The organism is Chryseobacterium vaccae (assembly GCF_009602705.1).
GTDB classification, from domain to species: domain Bacteria; phylum Bacteroidota; class Bacteroidia; order Flavobacteriales; family Weeksellaceae; genus Chryseobacterium; species Chryseobacterium vaccae.
Genome location: NZ_VSWH01000001.1, coordinates 553,217 through 574,565 on the forward strand (window position 1 = coordinate 553,217; position 21,349 = coordinate 574,565).

Consider the following 21,349-nt stretch of genomic DNA (forward strand, 5'->3'; position numbering starts at 1 on the left):
TGAAAATTTTAAAAATGAGCAAGAACAAAAACACAGCATTGCACTATATCAATACTCATAACATTACAGGGATAAAAGCAGGAAAAGAAAGAGAAACATTTCTGGAGATCTGGATGGTTGTGGTTAACGAACGGATTTTTGCACGATCATGGGGCCTGGCAGAAAAAAGCTGGTACAATACTTTTCTAAAAGAACCTGAAGGACAGATTAGATGCGGAGATGAAATATTTAGCATTAAAGCCGCTGTTCCTGATGATATAACAGATCTGACTTCCGAAATCAATGAGGCTTATTTAACAAAATATAATACAGGTTCAAATATTGAATATTCCAGAGGAATTATCCGGGAAGAGCATATTAGCCGTACTATGGAGTTTGAAATCTGCGGTTAGATCCTCTACATCTCATTTGTATACTAAAACAATCTTTTGTACTTTTAACACCTGAAAACCGAGACGTTTTCCAGAGATAATTTATATTAAAAATCAAACAAGAAACATGTCGTTACAACAAACAATTGAAAACATTTGGGATAATAGAGATTTATTACAGAATGAAGACAGCCAGAAGGCGATAAGAGAGGTTATTTCTTTATTGGATACCGGTGAACTTCGTGTTGCTGAACCTGTAGAAAACGGATGGCAGGTGAATGAGTGGGTGAAAAAAGCTGTAGTAATGTATTTCCCGATTCAGAAAATGGAAACCATTGAAGTAGGCCCGTTTGAATTTCATGACAAAATTCCTTTGAAGAAAAATTATGCTGAAAAAGGAGTGAGAGTTGTACCACATGCAATCGCCAGACAAGGTTCTTTCGTTGCTTCAGGAGTAATTATGATGCCTTCTTACGTAAATATCGGGGCGTACGTAGACTCAGGAACGATGGTAGATACCTGGGCAACTGTTGGAAGCTGTGCCCAGATCGGGAAAAATGTACACTTAAGTGGTGGAGTTGGAATTGGAGGAGTATTGGAACCACTTCAGGCTGCTCCGGTAATCATTGAAGACGACTGTTTCATTGGCTCAAGATGTATCGTTGTAGAAGGAGTTCACGTAGAAAGAGAAGCTGTATTGGGTGCAAACGTAGTATTAACCGCTTCTACAAAAATTATCGATGTAACCGGAAGTGAGCCGGTAGAAATCAAAGGAAGAGTTCCTGCCCGTTCAGTAGTAATTCCTGGAAGCTATACCAAACAATATCCGGCTGGAGAATATCAGGTTCCATGTGCTTTGATCATCGGACAGAGAAAAGAATCTACAGATAAAAAGACCTCTCTTAACGATGCTTTGAGAGAAAATAATGTAGCCGTATAAACTGTATTTCTTTAATTTTTTAAAGATTTACTCTTAAAACTCATATTAAAACCCTGAATATACATTTAGGGTTTATTTTATTGATACCTTTGAAAGGTTAAAAAAGCTTATTGAAAAACATGAACATGAAAATTGCCTTCGATGCAAAACGTTTTTTTCATAATACGTCCGGATTGGGCAATTATTCACGGGACCTGGTAAGGATCCTGTCTCAGTATTATCCAGAAAATGAATACCTCCTGTTGAATAAAAACACTTCAGAACGGGGTAAGGATATTCTGGAAAGACCTGATGTCCGTTTTGTGGAAACCTCAAAAGGAAAGTTCTCCCGCCAGTTTAAAATGGGAAAAGATGCCCAGAAGCAGGATGCTGATATTTTTCACGGACTTTCCGGTGAACTGCCCTTGAAATGGGATAAAAAACCGATCAGAAAAGTCGTGACCATTCATGATCTGATCTTCATGAGATATCCTCAGTATTATTCCTTTTTTGACAGAAAAATCCACCTTTGGAAATTTAAAAAAGCCGCTGAAACGGCAGATAAAATCATAGCCATCTCAGAACAGACCAAAAGAGATATCATCCATTACCTGAAAGTTCCGGAAACAAAAATTGAAGTGATCTATCAGGGCTGTCATAAAGCATTCAAAGAACAGCAGACCGATGAGCAGATTCTTGCTGTAAAGGAAAAATTCGGGCTTCCGCAGCATTTTATTCTGAATGTAGGAACCATAGAAGACCGGAAAAACCTTCTGAGCATCGTTAAAGCCATTCAGGGAAAAGAAATACCGCTTGTAGTAGTCGGAAGAAAAACCCAATACTATAAAAAAGTAGCTGATTTCATCCGGAAAAACAAAATGGAAAAACAGGTTTACTTTCTGGAAGGAGTTTCTATGGATGAACTGGCGATAATCTATAAACTGGCTGACATTTTTGTCTATCCAAGTTTCTTTGAAGGCTTCGGAATCCCGGTTATAGAAGCACTTTTCTCAAAGACTGTTACCATCACAAGTAACACAAGCTGCCTTCCCGAAGCTGGTGGAAAAGATTCGGTTTATGTAGATCCCGGAAATTATTTGGACCTCAAAGCCAAAATACAATTTCTTTGGGATAATGAATCCGAAAGAAAACGCCGTGCAGAAAAGAGTTTCGAGTTTGTACAGAAATTTAATGACGAACCGATTGCCGCTCAGCTGATGGATCTTTATAAAAAATTAATGTAAAAAAACTTTGAAGTTTAAAAATAAATCCTACATTTGTACCACAATTCAAAATAATGAAACCGAATTTTTTAACAGTACATCATTACTACTATCATCTCTGCAAAGACGGAATTGATTAGTATATACCTACGTTAAAAATCAAAATAATTAAAAACCGTCTGAGTAAATAGACGGTTTTTTTGTTTCCTGAATTCTTCTTCTCAGAAACTTCCAACAGATCAGTTCTCATTTACTCAGATTCAAAAAAAGAATACAATGAGTAAATTAAAAATTGCAGTTCAGAAAAGCGGCCGGCTGTATGAAGAGTCCTTACGGCTTCTCAAAGATTGCGGAATTTTTGTGAATAATGGGAAAGATCAGCTTAAAGTATCCATAGACAATTTTCCGATGGAAATCCTCTATCTCAGAAATTCCGATATTCCGCAATATCTGGAAGACGGAGTGGTGGATATTGCCATTGTAGGAGAAAACCTTTTAGCTGAAAAGCAGAAAAATATCCGGATTGTTCAGCAACTCGGGTTTTCCAAATGCCGGGTCTCTCTTGCTGTTCCGAAAGACATCGAAACCGACGACCTTTCCTATTTCCAGGGTAAAAAAATTGCAACATCTTATCCAAATACCCTTAACAGTTTTCTGACTGAAAAGGGAATCAATTCAGAGATTCACATCATTTCAGGATCAGTGGAAATAGCTCCCAACATAGGCCTTGCAGATGGAATCTGTGATATTGTAAGTTCCGGAAGCACACTTTTTAAAAATGGGTTAAGAGAAACCGTAACCCTTATGAAATCAGAAGCTGTTCTCGCAAAGACCTCAAACCTCAGTGAAGAGAAAGAAGCCGTTTTGCAAAAATTTCTGTTCAGAATTAAAGCTGTTTTAAAAGCAAAAAATTCAAAATATATCCTCATGAACGTTCCCAATGAAAAAATTCAGGACATTGCTTCTGTACTTCCGGTATTGAAAAGTCCGACTGTTATTCCGCTGGCAGAGAAAGGCTGGAGCAGCATTCATTCAGTAATTGATGAAGAAAGGTTCTGGGATGTTATTGACGAGCTGAAGGAAAACGGAGCCCAGGACATATTAATTATTCCAATCGATAAAATGGTGATATAAAGATGAAAATATACAGATATCCAGAAAAGAAAACATGGCCGGAGCTTACCAAACGCCCTGTCATTGAACGGGAAGAGATTTCCGGGCTGATTGCTGAAATATTTGAAGCTGTGGAAAAAAATGGTGACCAGGCTCTTATTAAGTTTAATAAGAAATTTGATAAAGCCGAGACACCCCAAATTGCAGTAACAGAAGCAGAAATTGAAAATGCTGCAGGACAGATCAGTGAAAATTTAAAAAAAGCAATTGGGCAGGCAAAAGAGAATATCTCAAAATTCCACACTTCACAGATACAGGAAACTGAAAAGATAGAGACCACATCCGGAGTGGTCTGCTGGAGAGAAAACAGAGCTATAGAAAAAGTCGGAATTTATATTCCGGGAGGAACTGCTCCTTTATTCTCAACCGTTCTGATGCTCGCCATACCTGCCAATATTGCAGGCTGTCAGGAAATTATTCTTTGTACACCTCCCGATCAGAATGGCTGTATCAATCCGGCTATACTGTACACCGCACAGCTTTGCGGAATTTCTAAAATTTATAAAACAGGGGGTGCACAGGCAGTGGCGGCAATGGCTTTAGGAACCGAAAGTATTCCGAAAGTCTATAAGATCTTTGGCCCCGGAAACCAGTTTGTAGTTGCAGGAAAAGAATATGTTCAGCGTTACGGGGTTGCTGTGGATATGCCGGCCGGACCAAGCGAAGTTCTGGTCATCGCAGATCATAAAGCCGTTCCTGAATTCTGTGCAGCAGATCTGCTTTCCCAGGCAGAACACGGAAGTGACAGCCAGGTGGTCTTTATCACTACCAATTTTAAAGTATTCAATGAAACGATAGAAGCTGTAGGAAAACAACTTAAGAAACTTCCGAGAAGTGAAACCGCACGCCAGGCATTACAGCACAGTTGTTTTATCCTGACAGAAAGCCTTGAAAATGCCGTTGAATTCAGCAATCTGTATGCTCCGGAACACCTTATCCTGGCTATGGAAGATTTTGAAAAGTATATTCCGATAGTAGAAAATGCAGGCTCAGTCTTCCTGGGTAACTATTCCTGCGAAAGTGCCGGAGATTATGCAAGCGGTACCAATCACACATTGCCTACCAATGCTTTTGCAAAGAATTACAGCGGTGTTTCACTTGATAGTTTTGTCAAAAAAATCACCTTCCAGCATCTGACTAAAAAAGGCCTTCAGAATATTGGAAGAACAATAGAAATTATGGCAGAGGCAGAAGGTCTTCTCGCTCACAAAAATGCAGTATCCATCAGATTAAAATAATAAAAATGAAAGATTTTAACCTCAATAATTTAGTAAGAAAAAACATTATAGCACTACAGCCTTATATCAGTTTCAGAGATCATAATGAGTTTAATGCTCCGGTTATGCTGGATGCCAATGAATGTCCGTTCGGAGAATTCAACAGATACCCGGATTCAACTCAGAAAAAACTTAAAAATAAGCTGGCAGAAATAAAAGGGGTACAACCAGCACAGATTGCGGTAGGCAACGGAAGCGATGAACTGATCGATCTGATTGTCAAAGTATTCTGTGAACCTAAAAAAGATGCCATTCTTATGATGAATCCGTCATTTGCGATGTATGGTTTTTATGCCATGGTGAATGAGAATGAAGTCCTGAAGCTCGATTTGGATGAGAATTTTGAAATGGTAAAAGATGAGTTTTTAAAAAAGACCCGGGAAAGAGATATCAAGATTTTCTTTTTGTGTTCCCCTAATAATCCAACCGGAAACAGTGTGGAAGACATTGAGTTTTTTGTTAAAAATTTTGACGGAATTGTAGTGATTGATGAAGCTTATATTGAATTTTCCGGGAAACGGTCAGGCATAGAACTGTTGTCACAATATCCTAATCTGATTATTCTTCAGACCTTCTCAAAAGCCTGGGGAACAGCCGGTGCAAGGGTAGGTGTTGCCTATGCTTCAGAAGAGATCATCCGGTTTATCAACACCGTAAAAGCACCTTATAACGTCAATGTATTGAGCCAGGAACTGATTCTGAATCTTTTAAATGATGAAAACAGACTTAAAGAGAACGTTGAAAATACTCTTCAGGAAAGAGAGTGGCTGATCGGGGAGTTTCAGAATATTGAATGTATTGAAAAGGTTTTCCCTACCGATGCCAATTTCTTCCTGATTAAAATGAAAAATGCAGAACAGGTGTATGAAAAAATGCTTTCAGAGGAAATTTTAACCAGTAAAAGAGCTCCTGCTATTCCGGAATGCATCAGGATCAATGTGGGAAACCGTGAAGAAAATATAAAATTAATTGATACCCTGAAAAAAATCAACTCATGAAAAAAGTCCTTTTTATAGACCGTGACGGTACGCTGATCATTGAACCGCCGGAAGATTTTCAGGTCGATTCACTGGATAAGCTGGAATTCTATCCCGGTGTTTTTCAGAATCTTTCAAAAATAGCCAGAGAGCTGGATTATGAACTGGTCATGGTTACTAATCAGGACGGCTTGGGAACAGATAGCTTTCCCTATGAGAATTTTATAAAACCTCACGAAAAGATGCTGAAGGCCTTTGAAAATGAAGGGATTTTTTTCAGGGATATCCTGATTGACAGCAGTTTTGAACATGAAAATAAACCAACCCGAAAACCGGGAACGGCAATGCTTGAAAAATATAGATACGGACAGTATGATCTGGAAAATTCCTATGTAATTGGAGATAGAATTACCGATATTCAATTAGCTGAAAATATGGGGTCTAAAGCTATTTTTATAAATGAAAACTTTAATGAAGGGGCCACACTAACCACTAAAAAATGGGAAGAGATCTACAGGTTTTTAAAACACGGATCAAGAAAAGCTATAGTCCGCAGAAAGACCAATGAAACAGATATAGAAATAGAAATAAACCTTGATGGAAAAGGCCGTTCAGAAATTTCAACAGGACTGCATTTTTTTGATCATATGCTGGATCAGATCGCCAGACACGGTGGTCTTGATCTGAAAATTACCACAAAAGGAGATCTGGAAATCGATGAACACCACACGATTGAAGATACGGGAATTGTCTTGGGAGAAGCATTTTTGAAAGCATTGGGTAATAAAAAAGGAATTGAACGATACGGGTTTCTGCTTCCGATGGACGACTGCCTGGCGCAGGCGGCAATAGATTTCGGAGGACGCCCGTGGCTGGTCTGGAATGCTGAATTTACAAGAGAAAAAATAGGAGACGTACCCACTGAAATGTTTTTTCATTTTTTTAAATCATTCACAGACTCCTCAAAGTCTAATCTGAACCTTAAAGCAGAAGGAAACAACGAGCACCACAAGATAGAATCCTTGTTCAAAGCATTTGCAAAAGCCCTGAAGATGGCAGTGAAACAATCTGATGATTCCTATAATTTACCCTCAACCAAAGGAAGTTTATGATCGCCATAATAAAATATAACGGAGGTAATGTAAGTTCCGTCCAAAATGCATTACTGCGATTGAATACAGATTCTGTAGTAACCGATGATCCTGAATTGATCTTGCAGGCTGATAAAGTCATTTTTCCGGGGGTAGGAGAAGCCTCTTCCACCATGAAAAACCTTCAGGAAAAAGGCCTTGATAAGCTTATTCCCACATTAAAACAGCCTGTTCTGGGAATTTGCCTTGGAATGCAGCTGATGTGCGCAGAGAATGAAGAAGGAAGAACCGAAGGAATGGGAATCTTTGATACTCAGGTTAAAAGGTTTCCGCCTGAAGATCTTGTTCCTCACATGGGCTGGAATACGGTTTCAGATCTGAAATCACCTCTTTTTTCGGGAGTTGATGAAAACACTGATGTTTATTTTGTACACAGCTATTACTGCAGCCTGTCGGAGTTTACAGTGGCAACATGCGATTATATTCTGCCGTTCAGTGCAGCGCTGCAGAAAGATAACTTTTATGCTGTTCAGTTTCACCCGGAAAAATCAGGGATTGTGGGACGCAGGATTTTAGAAAACTTTTTAAACCTTTAGAAATGAAAATTATACCAGCTATTGATATTATTGACGGAAAATGTGTACGACTGTCAAAAGGTGATTACAGCACAAAAAAAGTATACCGTGAAGATCCGGTGGAAATGGCTAAGGAATTTGAAAGTTACGGAATCCGGTTTCTTCATCTTGTTGATCTTGATGGGGCCCAATCCAAACATATCGTCAATCAGAAAGTCCTGGAAAATATAGCAAAAGAAACTTCGCTGCACATTGATTTCGGAGGCGGCTTGAAAACACAAAAAGATATAGAAACTGCTTTTGATTCGGGAGCAAAGCAGGTAACCCTTGGAAGTATCGCGGTTCAGAATCCTGAATTCAGTGTTGAAATGATTAGAAAATACGGAAGTGAAAAGATCATCTTAGGGGCAGACTGCCACCACCGGAAAATAAAGATCTCCGGCTGGCAGGAAGAAAGCAGTGATGACATTATTGATTTTCTCCTGCGGTATCAGGAACTGGGAATTCAGCAGGTCATCTGTACCGATATTGCTAAGGACGGAATGTTGGAAGGCCCGTCTGAGGAACTCTATAAAGAAATTCTGAAGAAAACTTCGGTAAGTCTTACAGCAAGCGGAGGCATTTCATGCATTGAGGATGTGTACAGGATGAAAGAGATCGGATGTTCAGGAACGATTATCGGAAAAGCGCTTTATGAAGGAAAAATAACATTCACAGAACTTCAGAAACTGATTGATAATGCTTAAAAAAAGAATAATCCCATGTCTGGATATCAAAGACGGAACCACAGTAAAAGGAATCAATTTTGAAGGGCTCCGCAATGCAGGAGATCCTGTAGAACTTGCCATAAAATACGAACAGGATGGAGCCGATGAGTTGGTTTTCCTAGATATTACGGCTACCATAGAGAAAAGGAAGACCTTTGTAAGTCTGGTAAAAGATATTGCTGAAAAACTGAGCATACCCTTTACGGTAGGAGGCGGAATTTCCTCTGTAGAAGATGTCAGAAAGCTTCTGGAGGCCGGAGCAGATAAAATCAGTGTCAATTCCTCAGCGGTAAAAGATCCACAGCTTGTTTACAGGCTGGCGAAGGAATTCGGAAGTCAGTGTGTAGTTGTAGCTATTGATACCCGGTTTTCTGCGGGTAAAGATCTGGTTTACATCAGCGGGGGGCGTGTGCCTACCAGTCTGGATACCATCAATTGGGCTAAAGAAACCGCAGCTTTGGGAGCTGGAGAGCTTCTTTTGACTTCTATGGACGGAGACGGAACAAAAGCCGGATTTGACCTGCGGATCACTCAACTGGTATCAGAAAGTGTGCAGATTCCTGTAATTGCATCCGGTGGAGCCGGAAAAGCAGAGGACTTTGCTAAGGTTTTTCAGGAAACAAAAGCCACAGGAGCGTTGGCGGCCAGTATTTTCCATTTCAATGAAGTACCCATATCAGAATTAAAACAAATATTAAAATCCCAAAAAATTGCAATACGATGAAAATTAATTTCAATAAAGGCAATGGTCTTGTACCGGTTGTCATTCAGGACAGCAGAACACTTCAGATGCTTATGCTTGGCTATATGAATGAAGAAGCATTTGAAAAAACAAAAAGAGAAGGGAAGGTTACCTTTTTCAGTCGTTCCAAAAACAGACTTTGGACGAAAGGAGAAGAATCCGGAAATTTTTTGAAAGTAGAAAGCATAAAATTAGATTGTGATCAGGATACCATTCTGATTAAAGCAGTTCCCGCAGGTCCGGTTTGCCACACCGGAAGTTTCAGCTGCTTTGGTGAAAAGAATTCAAAAGGATTCCTATATCAACTGGAAGCTAAAATCTCTGATAAAATTGATAGCCAGGAAGATGGTTCATACACCTATTCTCTTTATCAGAAGGGTATTAATAAAGTCGCTCAGAAAGTAGGAGAGGAAGCTGTAGAACTGGTCATTGAAGCCAAAGATAATAATCAGGATTTATTCAAAAACGAAGCGGCCGATCTTCTGTATCATTTTCTGATTTTACTCAAAGCTAAAGGTCATACATTGGAAGAGATTGAAGATATTCTTCAGAGCAGAGACAGATAAGTAAAGACCTTTAGTGTTTTATGGATTGTTAAAAAACAGGTATATTTACAGCTATACAATCTAAAAACTAATGCCAAAATGTATAAATTCCTTTATATAGCAACTCTTCTCCTGCTCATCAACTCTTGTGAGAAAAAGGGGAGCACTACTTTCAAAACAGAAAAAATAGGTAACGTAAGCTTTAAAATACCGTCCTCTTTTTCACTGGTGAAAGCAAAAAGTACAGACACAGAAGTTTATGATATTCTCTCAGGCCAAAAGATAGTAGGCTCTGTTTATAGAGGTACTTACTACCAGCCTTTTGTGGAGGACTATTCTCTTACTGAAGAAAAAGAAATATATGATAAAGTAAAGTCTAAGGAAACCCGGATTTATTATTCTGAGAATTTTGAAAAAGATTATAAAAATGGGATTTACAACGATAATTACTATTACTACGATACCATCAACAAAAATATAGGACAGGTTATGCTTCCTAAAAAAGAGAATAAAGGTTCAATAGGAATTTATTTTGACAGTATAGACCGTCACAAAAATAAATTTGCCATCATAAGCAGTGATCTGAGTAAGGCTAATCAAAAAACTTTTTTAGAGATTTTTAAAACAATAGAAGTGAAATAACTGAAAGGAATAAGAGATTTTCAGATTATTACTTCTTTATATTTTTCACAAAAATAACGATTGTAGATACTAAAAAAGCAGGAAAATAATCCCTGCTTTTTTAGTTATTTTATACTTTATATTAGCGTTTTCAATTATCTGTCTATTAATATTTTACGCACTGCTGTTTGATCTCCAGATTTAATAATGCCAATATAAGCTCCGTTGGCAAGTTCTGAAACATTAATTTCAGTTTCATTATTTCTCTTAAGGAGTGATTTCCCGGAAAGATCAGTGATTTCAAAGCTCAGATCTTTGGTCTTCACATCAGGAAGCTGAATTGAAATCACATCTTTGGAAGGGTTAGGATAAATCACGACAGATTCAATCGATTTTGAATTATTTTCCTTTGTTCCCATTAATGAACTGACAGTAGTAGCAACGGCAAAATGTTGAAGGGCTCCCACAGTTGCCTTTCCTATTTTGTAGATATACACCGGATCTGTATTGGCAAATGTATCAGCTGTAGTGTGAGGGTAAGAACTTCTTATTCTTTCAAAGAAACCGGTAATGACTTCCCCTTTTCTTTCAAACGGAATATAATCTGTATCTGCAGCCGGATCTACGGCAGTCTGAAGAGGAGAGTATAGTGTGGTGCAATTTCTAAGCTGTTGGGTTACAGCAGCTGAAGCAGCATTGTTACTTGTTGTCCCACCCTGATCCTGATCACAGTAGACCACATTGTTATTATTGCCCATAACACCTCCTACCTGATCCAGGTTAAAGACCAGCTTGATATCCAATACCCGGGTATTCCCTTGATAGGCAATGTTGTTGGCGTAATGATAGCTGCCCTTCAATCCCTGTTCTTCCACTGAGAAATGAATGAATTTAATAGAGTATTCTGTAGGGATATTTCTGAGAATTCTTGCGGCTTCCAGAATAATAGAAGTTCCGCTGCCATTGTCATTGACACCAGGGCCGTTAAGACTGTCAAAATGCCCGCAGATGATCACATATTTGTTAGGGTAGACCGTTCCGGTTTTAGTGATGACTAAATTTTTGGAACTTGTCCCGCTGAATGTAAAAGGATCTTCTACGATCTGAGATGCGGAATAACCGTAAGAAAGATACTTGTTTTTGATCCAGGTAAGTGCATTGGCATTATTTACCGAACCTGTTGTTTTAATACCTAAATTGGCAAATTCCTGAAGGCTGGTGGTGATATTGGTTTGGGAAACCATATCAGCTCTGTTTTTGTAAGCCTGAATAAGGCTTTGGGCACCGATGCAGTGAAATGCAAATGATGCCAGTGCGATTGTGGTGAGTTTTTTCATATATATAATTTGTTGGTGGTGTCTATTTCTCAATAATGACCTTTCGGGTCACTGTGTTTTGGTCAGATTTTACCGTTACCATATAGGTTCCGTTAATAAGGTTAGAAGTTAGTATTCTGTCCTCATTTTCTGAATTCAACAGTAAACGGCCATTCATATCACTAAGTTCTACATTGAAGTTTTTAACGCTTTCCGGCAGCTCAATATGAATAATATCCTTAGCCGGGTTAGGGTAGATTTTGATGGCTGCCAGCTCGTTTTCTGCATGAACTTCATCGGTTCCCAATACACTGGATGCAGAGGCAAAATGCTGAAGCGCTCCTACAGCAGCTTTTCCTATTTTATAAACATAAACAGGATCTACATTGGCAAAAGTATCATTGGCGGTATGAGGGCGGGAGCTTTGAATATTCTCATAAAACCCGGTAATAATCTCGTTTTTCTGCTCAAAAGGGATATAGTCTGATGAATAAGCATTGGTAATCACGGTCTGTAGTGGTGAATATAAAGTGGTGCAGGTCGCCAGCTCCTGAGTGATCTGGTTAGACATCGCATTGTTAGTAGATAGCCCGCTTACGTCTCTTTCACATTTGATGATAGTATTATTATTACCCAGCTGGCCGCCTACCTGATCTATATTGAATACCAGCTTTACGTCAATATTACGGCTGTTATTCTGGTAAACAACATCATTGGCATAATGCTTACTTCCGTAAAGTCCCTGTTCTTCTCCTGAAAAATGAATGAATTTTATAGAATAATCAGTGGGAACATCTTTTAAAATCCTTGCCGCTTCCAGAAGGATAGAAGTGCCGCTTCCATTATCATTTACACCAGGCCCGTTAATCGTGTCATAATGAGCACAGATAATTACATACGTATTGGGATAAAGTGTTCCGGTTTTCGTAATAACAAGGTTTTTAGAACTTATTGTTGTATTAGCTGTATAATCAAAAGTGAAAGGATCTTCCACAATTTGTCCGGCAGTATAACCATACGAAAGATATTTATTTTTAATCCAGTTGAAAGCACTCGTATTAACAGGTGAGCCTGTCATTTTTACGCCTAAATCTCCGAAAGCCTGAAGGTTAGAAGTTATATTAGTTTGAGAAACCTTGTTGGCCCTGTCTTGATAAGCTTGGATAAAAGTTTGCCCGTTAAGGTGGTAAGCTGTCAAAGAAAGAAGAATAATAGTCGTTATTTTTTTCACTTTTAGATAAAATTTTACAGATTCAATAATTCAGCAAATTTAGATAATAAAAACGAATTTTATTTATAAAAACTCAAAGATTCTCCCTTATAATTCTTATTTAGTAAAACATTGATTATGTGATAGGTATATAATTAATTACATTACCGTATAGTAATTAAATTATTCATTATTATTATTATTGTATTTATTGATTTTTTACATTAAAAATGGAATTTAAAAGAAAATAATGATTCGGAATCATAAATCCACTTCCGGATTACTGTGAATACAGCAATAGTGAATAGATCAGTTTCAAAAGTTAGGGAGAATTTTTATTAATCGCGAGGAAAGACAAAGGATAAATAAAATGTAGCTGTTTTTAAGATAAATAAAGGCGCTTCGCTTATTTTTGAAATACAAGGTTATATCTAAATTTACTTTTTTGAAATTATCAGATAATATTGTTGACATGGGGTACTGGGGCTGATTGATTGACCTGGGAAGCAGGAGCGTTTAAAAAAAGTTATAATTGGAGAAGCGTAATTTTCCGGAACAAAAAAATCCCGGACCAAAGCCCGGGATTTATATTGATAACAAAAGTTCTACATTATTTTACTTGATCTACAACAGCTTTGAAAGCTTCAGGGTGATTCATTGCTAAATCTGCTAAAACTTTTCTGTTAAGCTCAATGTTGTTCTTTTTAAGAGCTCCCATAAACTGAGAGTAAGACATTCCGTGCTCTCTTGTTCCCGCGTTGATACGAGTGATCCAAAGTGATCTGAAATTTCTCTTTTTCTCTTTTCTTCCGCGGTAAGCATATTGCATTGCTTTTTCAACCGCATTTTTAGCTACAGTCCAAACGTTCTTTCTTCTACCGAAAAAACCTTTAGCTTGCTTAAAAATTTTCTTTCTGCGAGCTCTTGAAGCTACGGCATTTACTGATCTAGGCATAATTTAAATTGTTTTTTTGAAAAGGGCGGAATATAAAATTCTCTTAGTGGCACCGTTTCAGGGTTAAAATGTTGAATTTGTTTTGAATTCTTATAAACCGAATATAGATTTATAAAAACTACTTAATGGCTAATTGACGTAGAACGCTCTTTGTGTCCACAGCAGCAACGTAAGAAGTCTGCGTAAGATTTCTCTTCTGCTTAGTTTCTTTCTTAGTTAAGATGTGGCTTTTGAAAGCATTTTTTCTTTTGATCTTACCAGATCCGGTAAGAGCAAAACGTTTCTTAGCACCTGATTTCGTTTTTAATTTTGGCATTGTCTTGCTTTTTTATTGTTTTTGTTATCAATATCTTGTCCATGGTTCCTAAATTACTTAGGAATAACAGTTTGCAAAGATACAAAAAAAGATTTAATCTTCTGCCTCTACTACCAGAGATTCTAATAAAATGTTGTGGGTGGGAATAACGGATATCTTTATCACCCCGCCATTCTGTGCAACCGTGCTCTGAAGCTTATCATTATCTTTTTGATGATTGACTGATTTTACAGCCCATTTTTTAGACGGAATAGATTTCAGAACCACGGTATAGGTATTTCCTTTGATCATATTCTTTACCAGTTTGTTCTGTTTGAAAACACTTAGAGTATCAGTCGTATTTTTAAAGAAATAACCAGGAACGGTTAGTTCATTTTTGACCAGATTAATTCCCGTATTCTTACTGTATTTATTAAAATAGAGGATGTAATCTTCATTTTTTAACCGGAGATCAACACGGCTAAAGCCATCAGTAAATCTTTGATCTCTAGTCATCTGTTCTCCAAAAGAGAAAAAAGGAATACTGCCGGTATTGAAAATAATGATATCCGGATTTCTTTCAAGAACATAATTGGCATCACCTAGTTCATGCCCTAAAGCTCCGTTTCCAAAATTAGCAGGTGGATGTCTCGGAAGATAATAGTCATTTAATCCCAGCATATCTACTGTCGGAAGTTCTGATGAATAGGGAATACATCCGGCCGCAGTAACCGCAATCAGGGTATTATCAGGAAAGGTATTTTTGAGTTCTTGGCCTAATTCCATTCCACGGAACTCCCATCTTTCTTTGGCGGCTCTGTAATTCTGTGGAATAAAAAGCTGTATAATGGCATTAATAATCAGTGCAGGGATCAGTACAGACTGTATTTTTTTTTGTTTAAAATTGAATTGAGGGGAAACGTTCAGCCCTAAAATAATAGCAAACGTAAAGAAAATAAGCAAAACATAATAATGTCTGTTGGCCGGGAAAATATCACCTCCGACTGATGTTACATAACCTGCCCATGCAGCGATATTTAACAAAAAATAGAAACCAGTGATATTTTTTTTCCTGAAGACAAGAATATATAGAAAATAGAGTCCCAGAGAAGAAATAATCAGAGTTCCGACAAATGCTCTAAGCTGATAATATCCACCTCTCAGAATATGATGAAGAGTAACTTTTACTTTAACTAACGCTGTATTGGGAACAATTTCACCATAATAAGTATATCTGAAAGCCAATTGTCCCAAAAGAAATAAAGAAGGGATGATAAAGCTGAACAACACTATTTTAGCTAATTGGGTCCTGTTTTTCAGATTTGTAGCTAACAGGAAAAATGAAGCCAGAAGGGTAAATAAAAATCCATCCGGCCTGGTAAGGGCAAGAAGTCCCAGCCATACAGAAAGGTAAAGCCCTCTTTTCAGGCTTCCGGTATTGACAATTTTCAATACTTCAATGATAACCAGGGTAACCAAGAGAGCATACATAGGCTGTTCCAGACCTCCGACTGCCCACACGGCAAGGGTAGGAGTCGTTACCAGCAATCCCACACCAAAAAATACAAATTCCTTTTTTACAGGCTGTTGGCTGAAGTACCGGAGAATAGTGCCTATCATCCCAACAGTACACAGAATACCCAGTATCCTTGCCGAAAAAATAAGGTCAATACCCAGTTTGCCAAACAAGGAAACCCCAAGAACCCAAAGAAGGTTGGAGTAGCCTTCCACAGGATGCCCGTCATTCCAGGTCAGTCCTTTACCTTCTAAAAAGCGCTGTGCATATCGGAGAGAGATCAGGCTGTCATCGGAGAAAAAAGGGTAGTAGAAGTAACAGGTCAGGAAGAATACAATAAGGGAAAGAATGAAAAAAAGTCGATATCCAAATTTCATGAATGTGTCAGTTTTTAGCGCATAGTTTCCCAAACCTTTCAGGAATTCCGATTGCAAAATAACAAAAAAACTGCCTCCCAAAAAAGAAAAACTGCAGACGGACTGCCTGCAGTTAGATTATTTTATGAACTAAAGTCTATGAATTGAAAAATTCCAGCAGATCTTTATTGATCGTTTCCGCTTCTGTGGTTGGCATACCATGAGGGAATCCTGGATAAGTGATTAACTTTCCATTCTTAAGAAGCTGTGCAGATTTAACGCCTGAATCCTGATAAGGTACAATCTGGTCATCTTCGCCATGCATTACCAGAACAGGAAAATCTACACTTTTAAGGTCTTCTGTAAAATCTGTTTCGGAAAAAACTTTAACGCAATCGTAATGAGCTTTGATAGATCCCATCATTCCCTGTCTCCACCAGTTTCTGCGGATTCCTTCAGATACATTGGCTCCTTCTCTGTTAAATCCATAGAAAGGAAGGGTAATATCGATATAAAACTGAGATCTGTTGTTAGCAGTATTGTAGCGGATATCATCAAATACCGAGATAGGAGTTCCTTCAGGATTACTGTCACTTTGTACCATGATAGGAGGTACTGCACTGATTAATACCACTTTTGAAACTCTTCCGTTTCCTCCGTATTTTGCAGCATATCGGATTGCTTCTCCACCTCCTGTAGAATGGCCGACATGAATAGCGTCCTTCAGATCCAAAAACGCCGTAAGTTCTGCCACATCTGAGGCGTAGGTATCCATATAATGGCCTGTTTCTACCTGGGTAGATCTGCCGTGTCCCCTACGGTCGTGGGCAATGACACGAAATCCTTTTTCAAGGAAGAAAAACATCTGTTTATCCCAATCGTCTCCCGATAATGGCCATCCGTGATGAAAGAATACAGGCTGTCCTTTTCCCCAGTCTTTGTAATAGATCTCTGTTCCGTCTTTTAATTGAAATGTGCTCATTGTTCTACTTTTTTTGTGATTAATAATGTGCTCAATGTTTTAGTTTATCATGATGATAACAAATGTAGGACAAAATATTTTACAGAAAATTGATATAGGATAATGATTAACAATAATGTAATAAAAAAAGCCGCATATTAGAAATTAGAGAAAAATTAAATTAATCTTTGTTCGGGATAAGAGTATCTGATTGATGCAGGTTTGAAGCTGGGAGATGGAAGTTATGAATGCCATCAATAATAAGTATCATTTTTGTTTTATCTTTTTTTAAGATAGTTTGATTTTAAGTAAACTCTAATACCTATACTAAAATTAACTTCCATCTTTCAGTCATTAATCTTCACTTCGCTTATTTTAGAAATGCGAAGTCTTGTTTGATGTATCAGCCGGATACTGATTATAAAAAAGAAAGCTACCTCATTTGAGATAGCTTTTATATTTTATTTAGCTGGTTTTTTAGGACTCATCATCATGATCATTCTTTTTCCCTCAAGCTTTGGAAGCTGGTCTACTTTTCCAACATGCTCCAATTCCTGAGCAAGTTTCAGAAGTAAGATTTCTCCCTGGTCTTTAAAGATAATAGAACGTCCTTTAAAAAATACGTAGGTCTTTAATTTTGAACCTTCTTCAAGGAATTTTTCAGCATGCTTTTTCTTGAATTCATAATCGTGGTCATCAGTCTGAGGTCCGAAACGGATCTCCTTTACCACCACTTTTACCTGCTTGGCCTTAAGTTCCTTCTGCTTTTTCTTTTGCTCGTATAAAAACTTTTTATAGTCTAATATCCTTGCAATAAAAGGCTCAGCCTTATCGGAGATTACTACCAGATCAAGCTCCTGCTCTGTGGCGAGCTGTCTTGCTTTATCAATTGGATAAACTCCCGGCTCTACGTTATCGCCCACTAAACGAAGCTCTCTCACACGAATTTTATCGTTGATCAAGTGTGCGTCCTCCTGTACCGGACGTCTCTGTGGGCCCCTGTTGTTAAATCTTTGTGCTATTGTATTATAATTTTATTGGTTAATTGCTATTTTATCAAAAGATTGAGAGATTCAGCAATGATTAATCTCTCAATACTTTATTTTTTAATCTTATTAAATGGCAGATTCCTTTTTAAAGTAAGAAACAAAATCTTCCATATTCATTACTCCAAGGTCTCCTTCACCACGTCTTCTTACAGAAATCGTACCGTCTTTCTCTTCATTTTCACCCACTACAAGCATGAATGGGATCTTGTTCAATTCAGCATCACGGATCTTTTTTCCGGTTTTCTCGTTTCTGTCGTCAATCTGACCGCTAATATCGTGATTTTCCAAAAATTGTGAAACTTTTTTTGCATAATCTACATATTTTTCACTGATTGGAAGAATAATAAACTGATCAGGGCTCAGCCACAACGGGAAATCTCCTGCCGTATTCTCCAAAAGGATCGCGATAAAACGTTCCATAGAACCGAATGGTGCTCTGTGAATCATTACCGGTCTGTGCTTCTCATTATCGTTTCCAATGTAGTGAAGATCAAATCTTTCCGGTAAGTTATAGTCAACCTGGATCGTTCCAAGCTGCCATCTTCTTCCTAAAGCGTCTTTCACCATGAAATCCAGCTTCGGTCCGTAGAATGCAGCTTCACCATATTCTATTACCGTTTTAAGATTCTTATTTTTAGCAGCAGTAATGATGGCACTTTCTGCTTTTTCCCAGTTCTCATCAGAACCGATATATTTTTCTCTGTTTTCAGGATCTCTTAAAGAAACCTGCGTTACAAAATCTTCAAAACCTAAAGATCTGAAAACATAAAGAACAAGATCAATTACCGCTTCAAATTCTCCTAAAAGCTGATCCGGAGTACAGAAAAGGTGAGCATCATCCTGAGTAAATCCACGAACCCTAGTCAGCCCGTGAAGCTCTCCACTTTGCTCATATCTGTATACCGTACCGAATTCTGCATATCTTTTCGGAAGATCTCTGTAGCTCCATTGCGAAGTTTTATAGATTTCACAGTGGTGAGGGCAGTTCATTGGTTTCAGCATGAATTCTTCACCTTCATTCGGTGTTTTGATCGGCTGGAAGCTGTCTGCTCCGTATTTATCCCAGTGTCCGGAAGTTACATACAATTCTTTCGCCCCGATATGTGGAGACATTACAAATTCATAACCTCCTTTTTTCTGAGCTGCAGAAAGGAAATTTTCCAGTTTTCTTCTCAAAGCAGTCCCTTTTGGCAGCCATAACGGAAGCCCGGCACCTACTTTCTCAGAAAATGCAAAAATTCCAAGTTCTTTACCTAATTTTCTGTGGTCTCTTCTTTTGGCCTCTTCAAGTCTTTCAAGATATTCAGTAAGATCTTTCTGTTTAGGGAAAGAAATACCGTAAACTCTTGTCAATTGAGGGTTTTTCTCATTTCCTCTCCAGTAAGCTCCTGCAGCATTTAAAATCTTAACGGCTTTTACGATATTGGTGTTAGGAATATGACCTCCACGGCATAAATCTGTGAAGTCATCATGAGTTACAAAAGTGATCTCTCCGTCATTAAGATTAGAGATCAGCTCTACTTTATAAGGATTATCTGCATAAACTTTCAATGCTTCTTCTTTAGAAACAGGGTATAATGAGAATGTTGAACCTTTTTTAGCATTTTCCAATACTTTCTTTTCAATTTTCTCAAAGTCTTTTTCAGATAAGCTTTCGTCTCCGAAATCTACATCATAATAGAATCCGCTTTCAATAGCAGGACCAATGGTCAGCTTAGCATTAGGATAAAACTCAAGGATTGCCTGCGCCAGAAGGTGGGCAGAAGAATGCCAGAACGCTTTCTTTCCAAGATCATCATTCCAGGTCAGCAGCTGTACCGTTGAATCCGTCGTTATAGGTGTGGTGGTTTCTACTTGTTTACCGTTTACAACTGCGGAAATGGTATTTCTAGCCAATCCCTCACTGATAGATTTTGCCACATCTAAAGGAGTAACTTCTCCTTCGAATTCTTTGACACTATTGTCTGGAAGTGTAATTTTTATCATTGTTTACTAAGAAATTTTAAGATGCAAAAATACGCATTTTTTAGATAATATACTATATTAGCATCTATTTAGAATGAGATTTAATATAAAAAATAGAAAAGATATTTGTGCTTTTTGTATCATTGGGTTTTATAAGTAGCTTTTCATAGAAAAATTATTCAAATTCCTTTGTTTACAGGAGAAGTAAAAAGCCTGAAGTACGCTTTGTCTATTGAACTGTATTTCTTCTCAAAAACATCAGAAATCAAACAAAAAATAAACTTTTTAAATATGGATACTTTCAATATAGATCTGCATTGTGACCTTTTATATTATCTGTTAAGATCAGAGGCCAAAATAAATGATGGTGAGTTCGGAGCTTCACTGCCTTTTTTAAGAGAAGGAAATGTAAAGCTTCAGATTATGGCGATCTATTCATCCACAGGTAAGGGAAGTACAGAATATGGGCTTCAACAGAGCAGTCTGTTTTCAGAACTGATAAAAAGTGACGATTTTTTCCTGTTTGAAAATGAAAGCTATAAAGACACCGAAAATGAAGGAAAAACAGGAATTCTGGCTTCCATTGAAAATGCTTCTTCTTTCTGTGATGAAAATGAAAGCCTTGATTCCGGTTTTAAAAAGTTGGACAGTATCATTGAAAATACAAAAAAAGTCTTTTATATAGGAATTACCCATCACACGGAAAATCGTTTTGGAGGCGGAAACAATGCTTCAGCAGGATTGAAAGAAGACGGAAAAGTATTGATTGATTATCTTTCAGACACAAAAATAGCCATCGACCTTGCTCATGCAAGTGACCAGCTGGCTCATGATATTTTTAATTATATCGATCAGAAAAATTATTCAGTTCCCATTCTGGCAAGTCATTCCAATTACAGAACGATTTATAAGAACAACCGGAATCTTCCTGATGAGCTGGCTAAAGAAGTGATCCACAGAAAAGGTTTAATTGGATTGAATTTCATTAAAGATTATATTGATCTGGAGCATCCGGAACGGCTTTATGAACATATTCAGTACGGATTAGATCTGGGTGGAGAAAACAGTATCGCTTATGGAGCTGATTATTTCTACTGGAAAGACCATCCGGACAAATCCCGTCATCCGTTTTTCTTCCCTGAACATTCCGATGCTTCAGTGTATCCGGCAATCAATAAAGAAATATCGGAGAGATTTTCTCCTGAACTGATGAGAAAAATAAGCCATGAAAATGCCCTGAAATTTATAACGGGAATATATCAGCCGTAATTCTGATTTTTAGAGTGCAAGTTTGTTTTAAAATCAGAGGGAAAATATTTTAATTCTCGCAGATCATGCAGATTTGGCAGATTTATGAAGTCTTTTAAAAAAACAGAAATAGATTTAAAAACGTTTGCCTATAACGTTCACTTCATCGGATAACGAAGTTGATTCTATACTTTGCT

21 protein-coding genes are annotated in these 21,349 nt (G+C 37.7%); 13 read left to right on the top strand and 8 right to left on the bottom strand.

Features of this window, described 5'->3' with window-relative positions:
• Window positions 1-14: 14 nt before the first annotated feature.
• The 12 genes from FW768_RS02480 to FW768_RS02535 all read left to right on the top strand — a co-directional run bounded on the left by FW768_RS02480 (window position 15) and on the right by FW768_RS02535 (window position 10,302).
• Window positions 15-392, top strand: coding sequence for a DUF2255 family protein (locus tag FW768_RS02480; protein ID WP_153392081.1), 378 nt, complete (start codon window positions 15-17; stop codon window positions 390-392).
• A 106-nt stretch (window positions 393-498) separates the two neighbouring features.
• The gene (locus FW768_RS02485; protein WP_153392083.1) at window positions 499-1,311 is read left to right on the top strand and encodes a 2,3,4,5-tetrahydropyridine-2,6-dicarboxylate N-succinyltransferase; all 813 of its coding nucleotides are present in this window, start codon (window positions 499-501) and stop codon (window positions 1,309-1,311) included.
• Between the two features lie 125 nt (window positions 1,312-1,436).
• On the top strand, window positions 1,437-2,534 hold the full coding sequence (locus FW768_RS02490; RefSeq protein ID WP_153392085.1) for a glycosyltransferase family 4 protein: 1,098 nt from the start codon (window positions 1,437-1,439) through the stop codon (window positions 2,532-2,534).
• Window positions 2,535-2,789: 255 nt separating this feature from the next.
• Window positions 2,790-3,647: an ATP phosphoribosyltransferase gene (gene hisG, locus FW768_RS02495; protein WP_153392087.1), complete on the top strand. Its 858-nt coding sequence runs from the start codon at window positions 2,790-2,792 to the stop codon at window positions 3,645-3,647.
• A 2-nt stretch (window positions 3,648-3,649) separates the two neighbouring features.
• On the top strand, window positions 3,650-4,924 hold the full coding sequence (gene hisD / locus FW768_RS02500) for a histidinol dehydrogenase (protein WP_153392089.1): 1,275 nt from the start codon (window positions 3,650-3,652) through the stop codon (window positions 4,922-4,924).
• Between the two features lie 5 nt (window positions 4,925-4,929).
• The gene (gene hisC / locus FW768_RS02505) at window positions 4,930-5,961 is read left to right on the top strand and encodes a histidinol-phosphate transaminase (RefSeq protein WP_153392091.1); all 1,032 of its coding nucleotides are present in this window, start codon (window positions 4,930-4,932) and stop codon (window positions 5,959-5,961) included.
• Window positions 5,958-7,052, top strand: coding sequence for a bifunctional histidinol-phosphatase/imidazoleglycerol-phosphate dehydratase HisB (gene hisB, locus FW768_RS02510; protein ID WP_153392093.1), 1,095 nt, complete (start codon window positions 5,958-5,960; stop codon window positions 7,050-7,052). The genes hisC and hisB overlap by 4 nt, the downstream gene beginning before the upstream one ends.
• The gene (gene hisH / locus FW768_RS02515; RefSeq protein ID WP_153392095.1) at window positions 7,049-7,627 is read left to right on the top strand and encodes an imidazole glycerol phosphate synthase subunit HisH; all 579 of its coding nucleotides are present in this window, start codon (window positions 7,049-7,051) and stop codon (window positions 7,625-7,627) included. The genes hisB and hisH overlap by 4 nt, the downstream gene beginning before the upstream one ends.
• Window positions 7,628-7,629: 2 nt before the next feature.
• A complete protein-coding gene (gene hisA, locus FW768_RS02520; RefSeq protein ID WP_153392097.1) occupies window positions 7,630-8,352 on the top strand; it encodes a 1-(5-phosphoribosyl)-5-[(5-phosphoribosylamino)methylideneamino]imidazole-4-carboxamide isomerase in 723 nt (240 codons plus the stop codon).
• Window positions 8,345-9,097, top strand: coding sequence for an imidazole glycerol phosphate synthase subunit HisF (gene hisF, locus FW768_RS02525; protein WP_153392099.1), 753 nt, complete (start codon window positions 8,345-8,347; stop codon window positions 9,095-9,097). Before hisA ends, hisF begins: the two co-directional genes overlap by 8 nt.
• Window positions 9,094-9,681, top strand: a complete 588-nt coding sequence (gene hisIE, locus FW768_RS02530; protein WP_153392101.1) for a bifunctional phosphoribosyl-AMP cyclohydrolase/phosphoribosyl-ATP diphosphatase HisIE — start codon at window positions 9,094-9,096, stop codon at window positions 9,679-9,681. The genes hisF and hisIE overlap by 4 nt, the downstream gene beginning before the upstream one ends.
• Before the next feature lie 78 nt (window positions 9,682-9,759).
• The gene (locus FW768_RS02535) at window positions 9,760-10,302 is read left to right on the top strand and encodes a hypothetical protein (protein ID WP_153392103.1); all 543 of its coding nucleotides are present in this window, start codon (window positions 9,760-9,762) and stop codon (window positions 10,300-10,302) included.
• 134 nt (window positions 10,303-10,436) lie between these two features.
• Here FW768_RS02535 and FW768_RS02540 read toward each other — a convergent pair whose 3' ends face one another.
• The 8 genes from FW768_RS02540 to thrS all read right to left on the bottom strand — a co-directional run bounded on the left by FW768_RS02540 (window position 10,437) and on the right by thrS (window position 19,925).
• Complete coding sequence (locus FW768_RS02540) at window positions 10,437-11,618, bottom strand: M28 family peptidase (protein ID WP_153392104.1); 1,182 nt, start codon at window positions 11,616-11,618, stop codon at window positions 10,437-10,439.
• A 22-nt stretch (window positions 11,619-11,640) separates the two neighbouring features.
• Window positions 11,641-12,828, bottom strand: coding sequence for a M28 family peptidase (locus FW768_RS02545; RefSeq protein WP_153392106.1), 1,188 nt, complete (start codon window positions 12,826-12,828; stop codon window positions 11,641-11,643).
• A 589-nt stretch (window positions 12,829-13,417) separates the two neighbouring features.
• On the bottom strand, window positions 13,418-13,762 hold the full coding sequence (gene rplT, locus FW768_RS02550) for a 50S ribosomal protein L20 (protein WP_076352028.1): 345 nt from the start codon (window positions 13,760-13,762) through the stop codon (window positions 13,418-13,420).
• A 118-nt stretch (window positions 13,763-13,880) separates the two neighbouring features.
• Window positions 13,881-14,078 (bottom strand): 50S ribosomal protein L35, encoded by a 198-nt coding sequence (gene rpmI / locus FW768_RS02555; protein WP_062699712.1) that lies wholly within the window; start codon window positions 14,076-14,078, stop codon window positions 13,881-13,883.
• Between the two features lie 93 nt (window positions 14,079-14,171).
• A complete protein-coding gene (locus tag FW768_RS02560) occupies window positions 14,172-15,950 on the bottom strand; it encodes a glycosyltransferase family protein (RefSeq protein WP_153392108.1) in 1,779 nt (592 codons plus the stop codon).
• 136 nt (window positions 15,951-16,086) lie between these two features.
• On the bottom strand, window positions 16,087-16,911 hold the full coding sequence (locus FW768_RS02565; RefSeq protein WP_153392109.1) for an alpha/beta fold hydrolase: 825 nt from the start codon (window positions 16,909-16,911) through the stop codon (window positions 16,087-16,089).
• Between the two features lie 440 nt (window positions 16,912-17,351).
• A complete protein-coding gene (infC, locus tag FW768_RS02570) occupies window positions 17,352-17,852 on the bottom strand; it encodes a translation initiation factor IF-3 (protein ID WP_172617123.1) in 501 nt (166 codons plus the stop codon).
• Window positions 17,853-18,005: 153 nt separating this feature from the next.
• Window positions 18,006-19,925, bottom strand: a complete 1,920-nt coding sequence (gene thrS / locus FW768_RS02575) for a threonine--tRNA ligase (RefSeq protein ID WP_153392111.1) — start codon at window positions 19,923-19,925, stop codon at window positions 18,006-18,008.
• A gap of 270 nt (window positions 19,926-20,195) precedes the next feature.
• Between thrS and FW768_RS02580 the strand changes: the two genes are divergently transcribed.
• Entirely contained in the window at window positions 20,196-21,173 is a 978-nt protein-coding gene (locus tag FW768_RS02580) for a dipeptidase (protein WP_153399746.1), read from the top strand.
• Window positions 21,174-21,349: the final 176 nt, after the last annotated feature.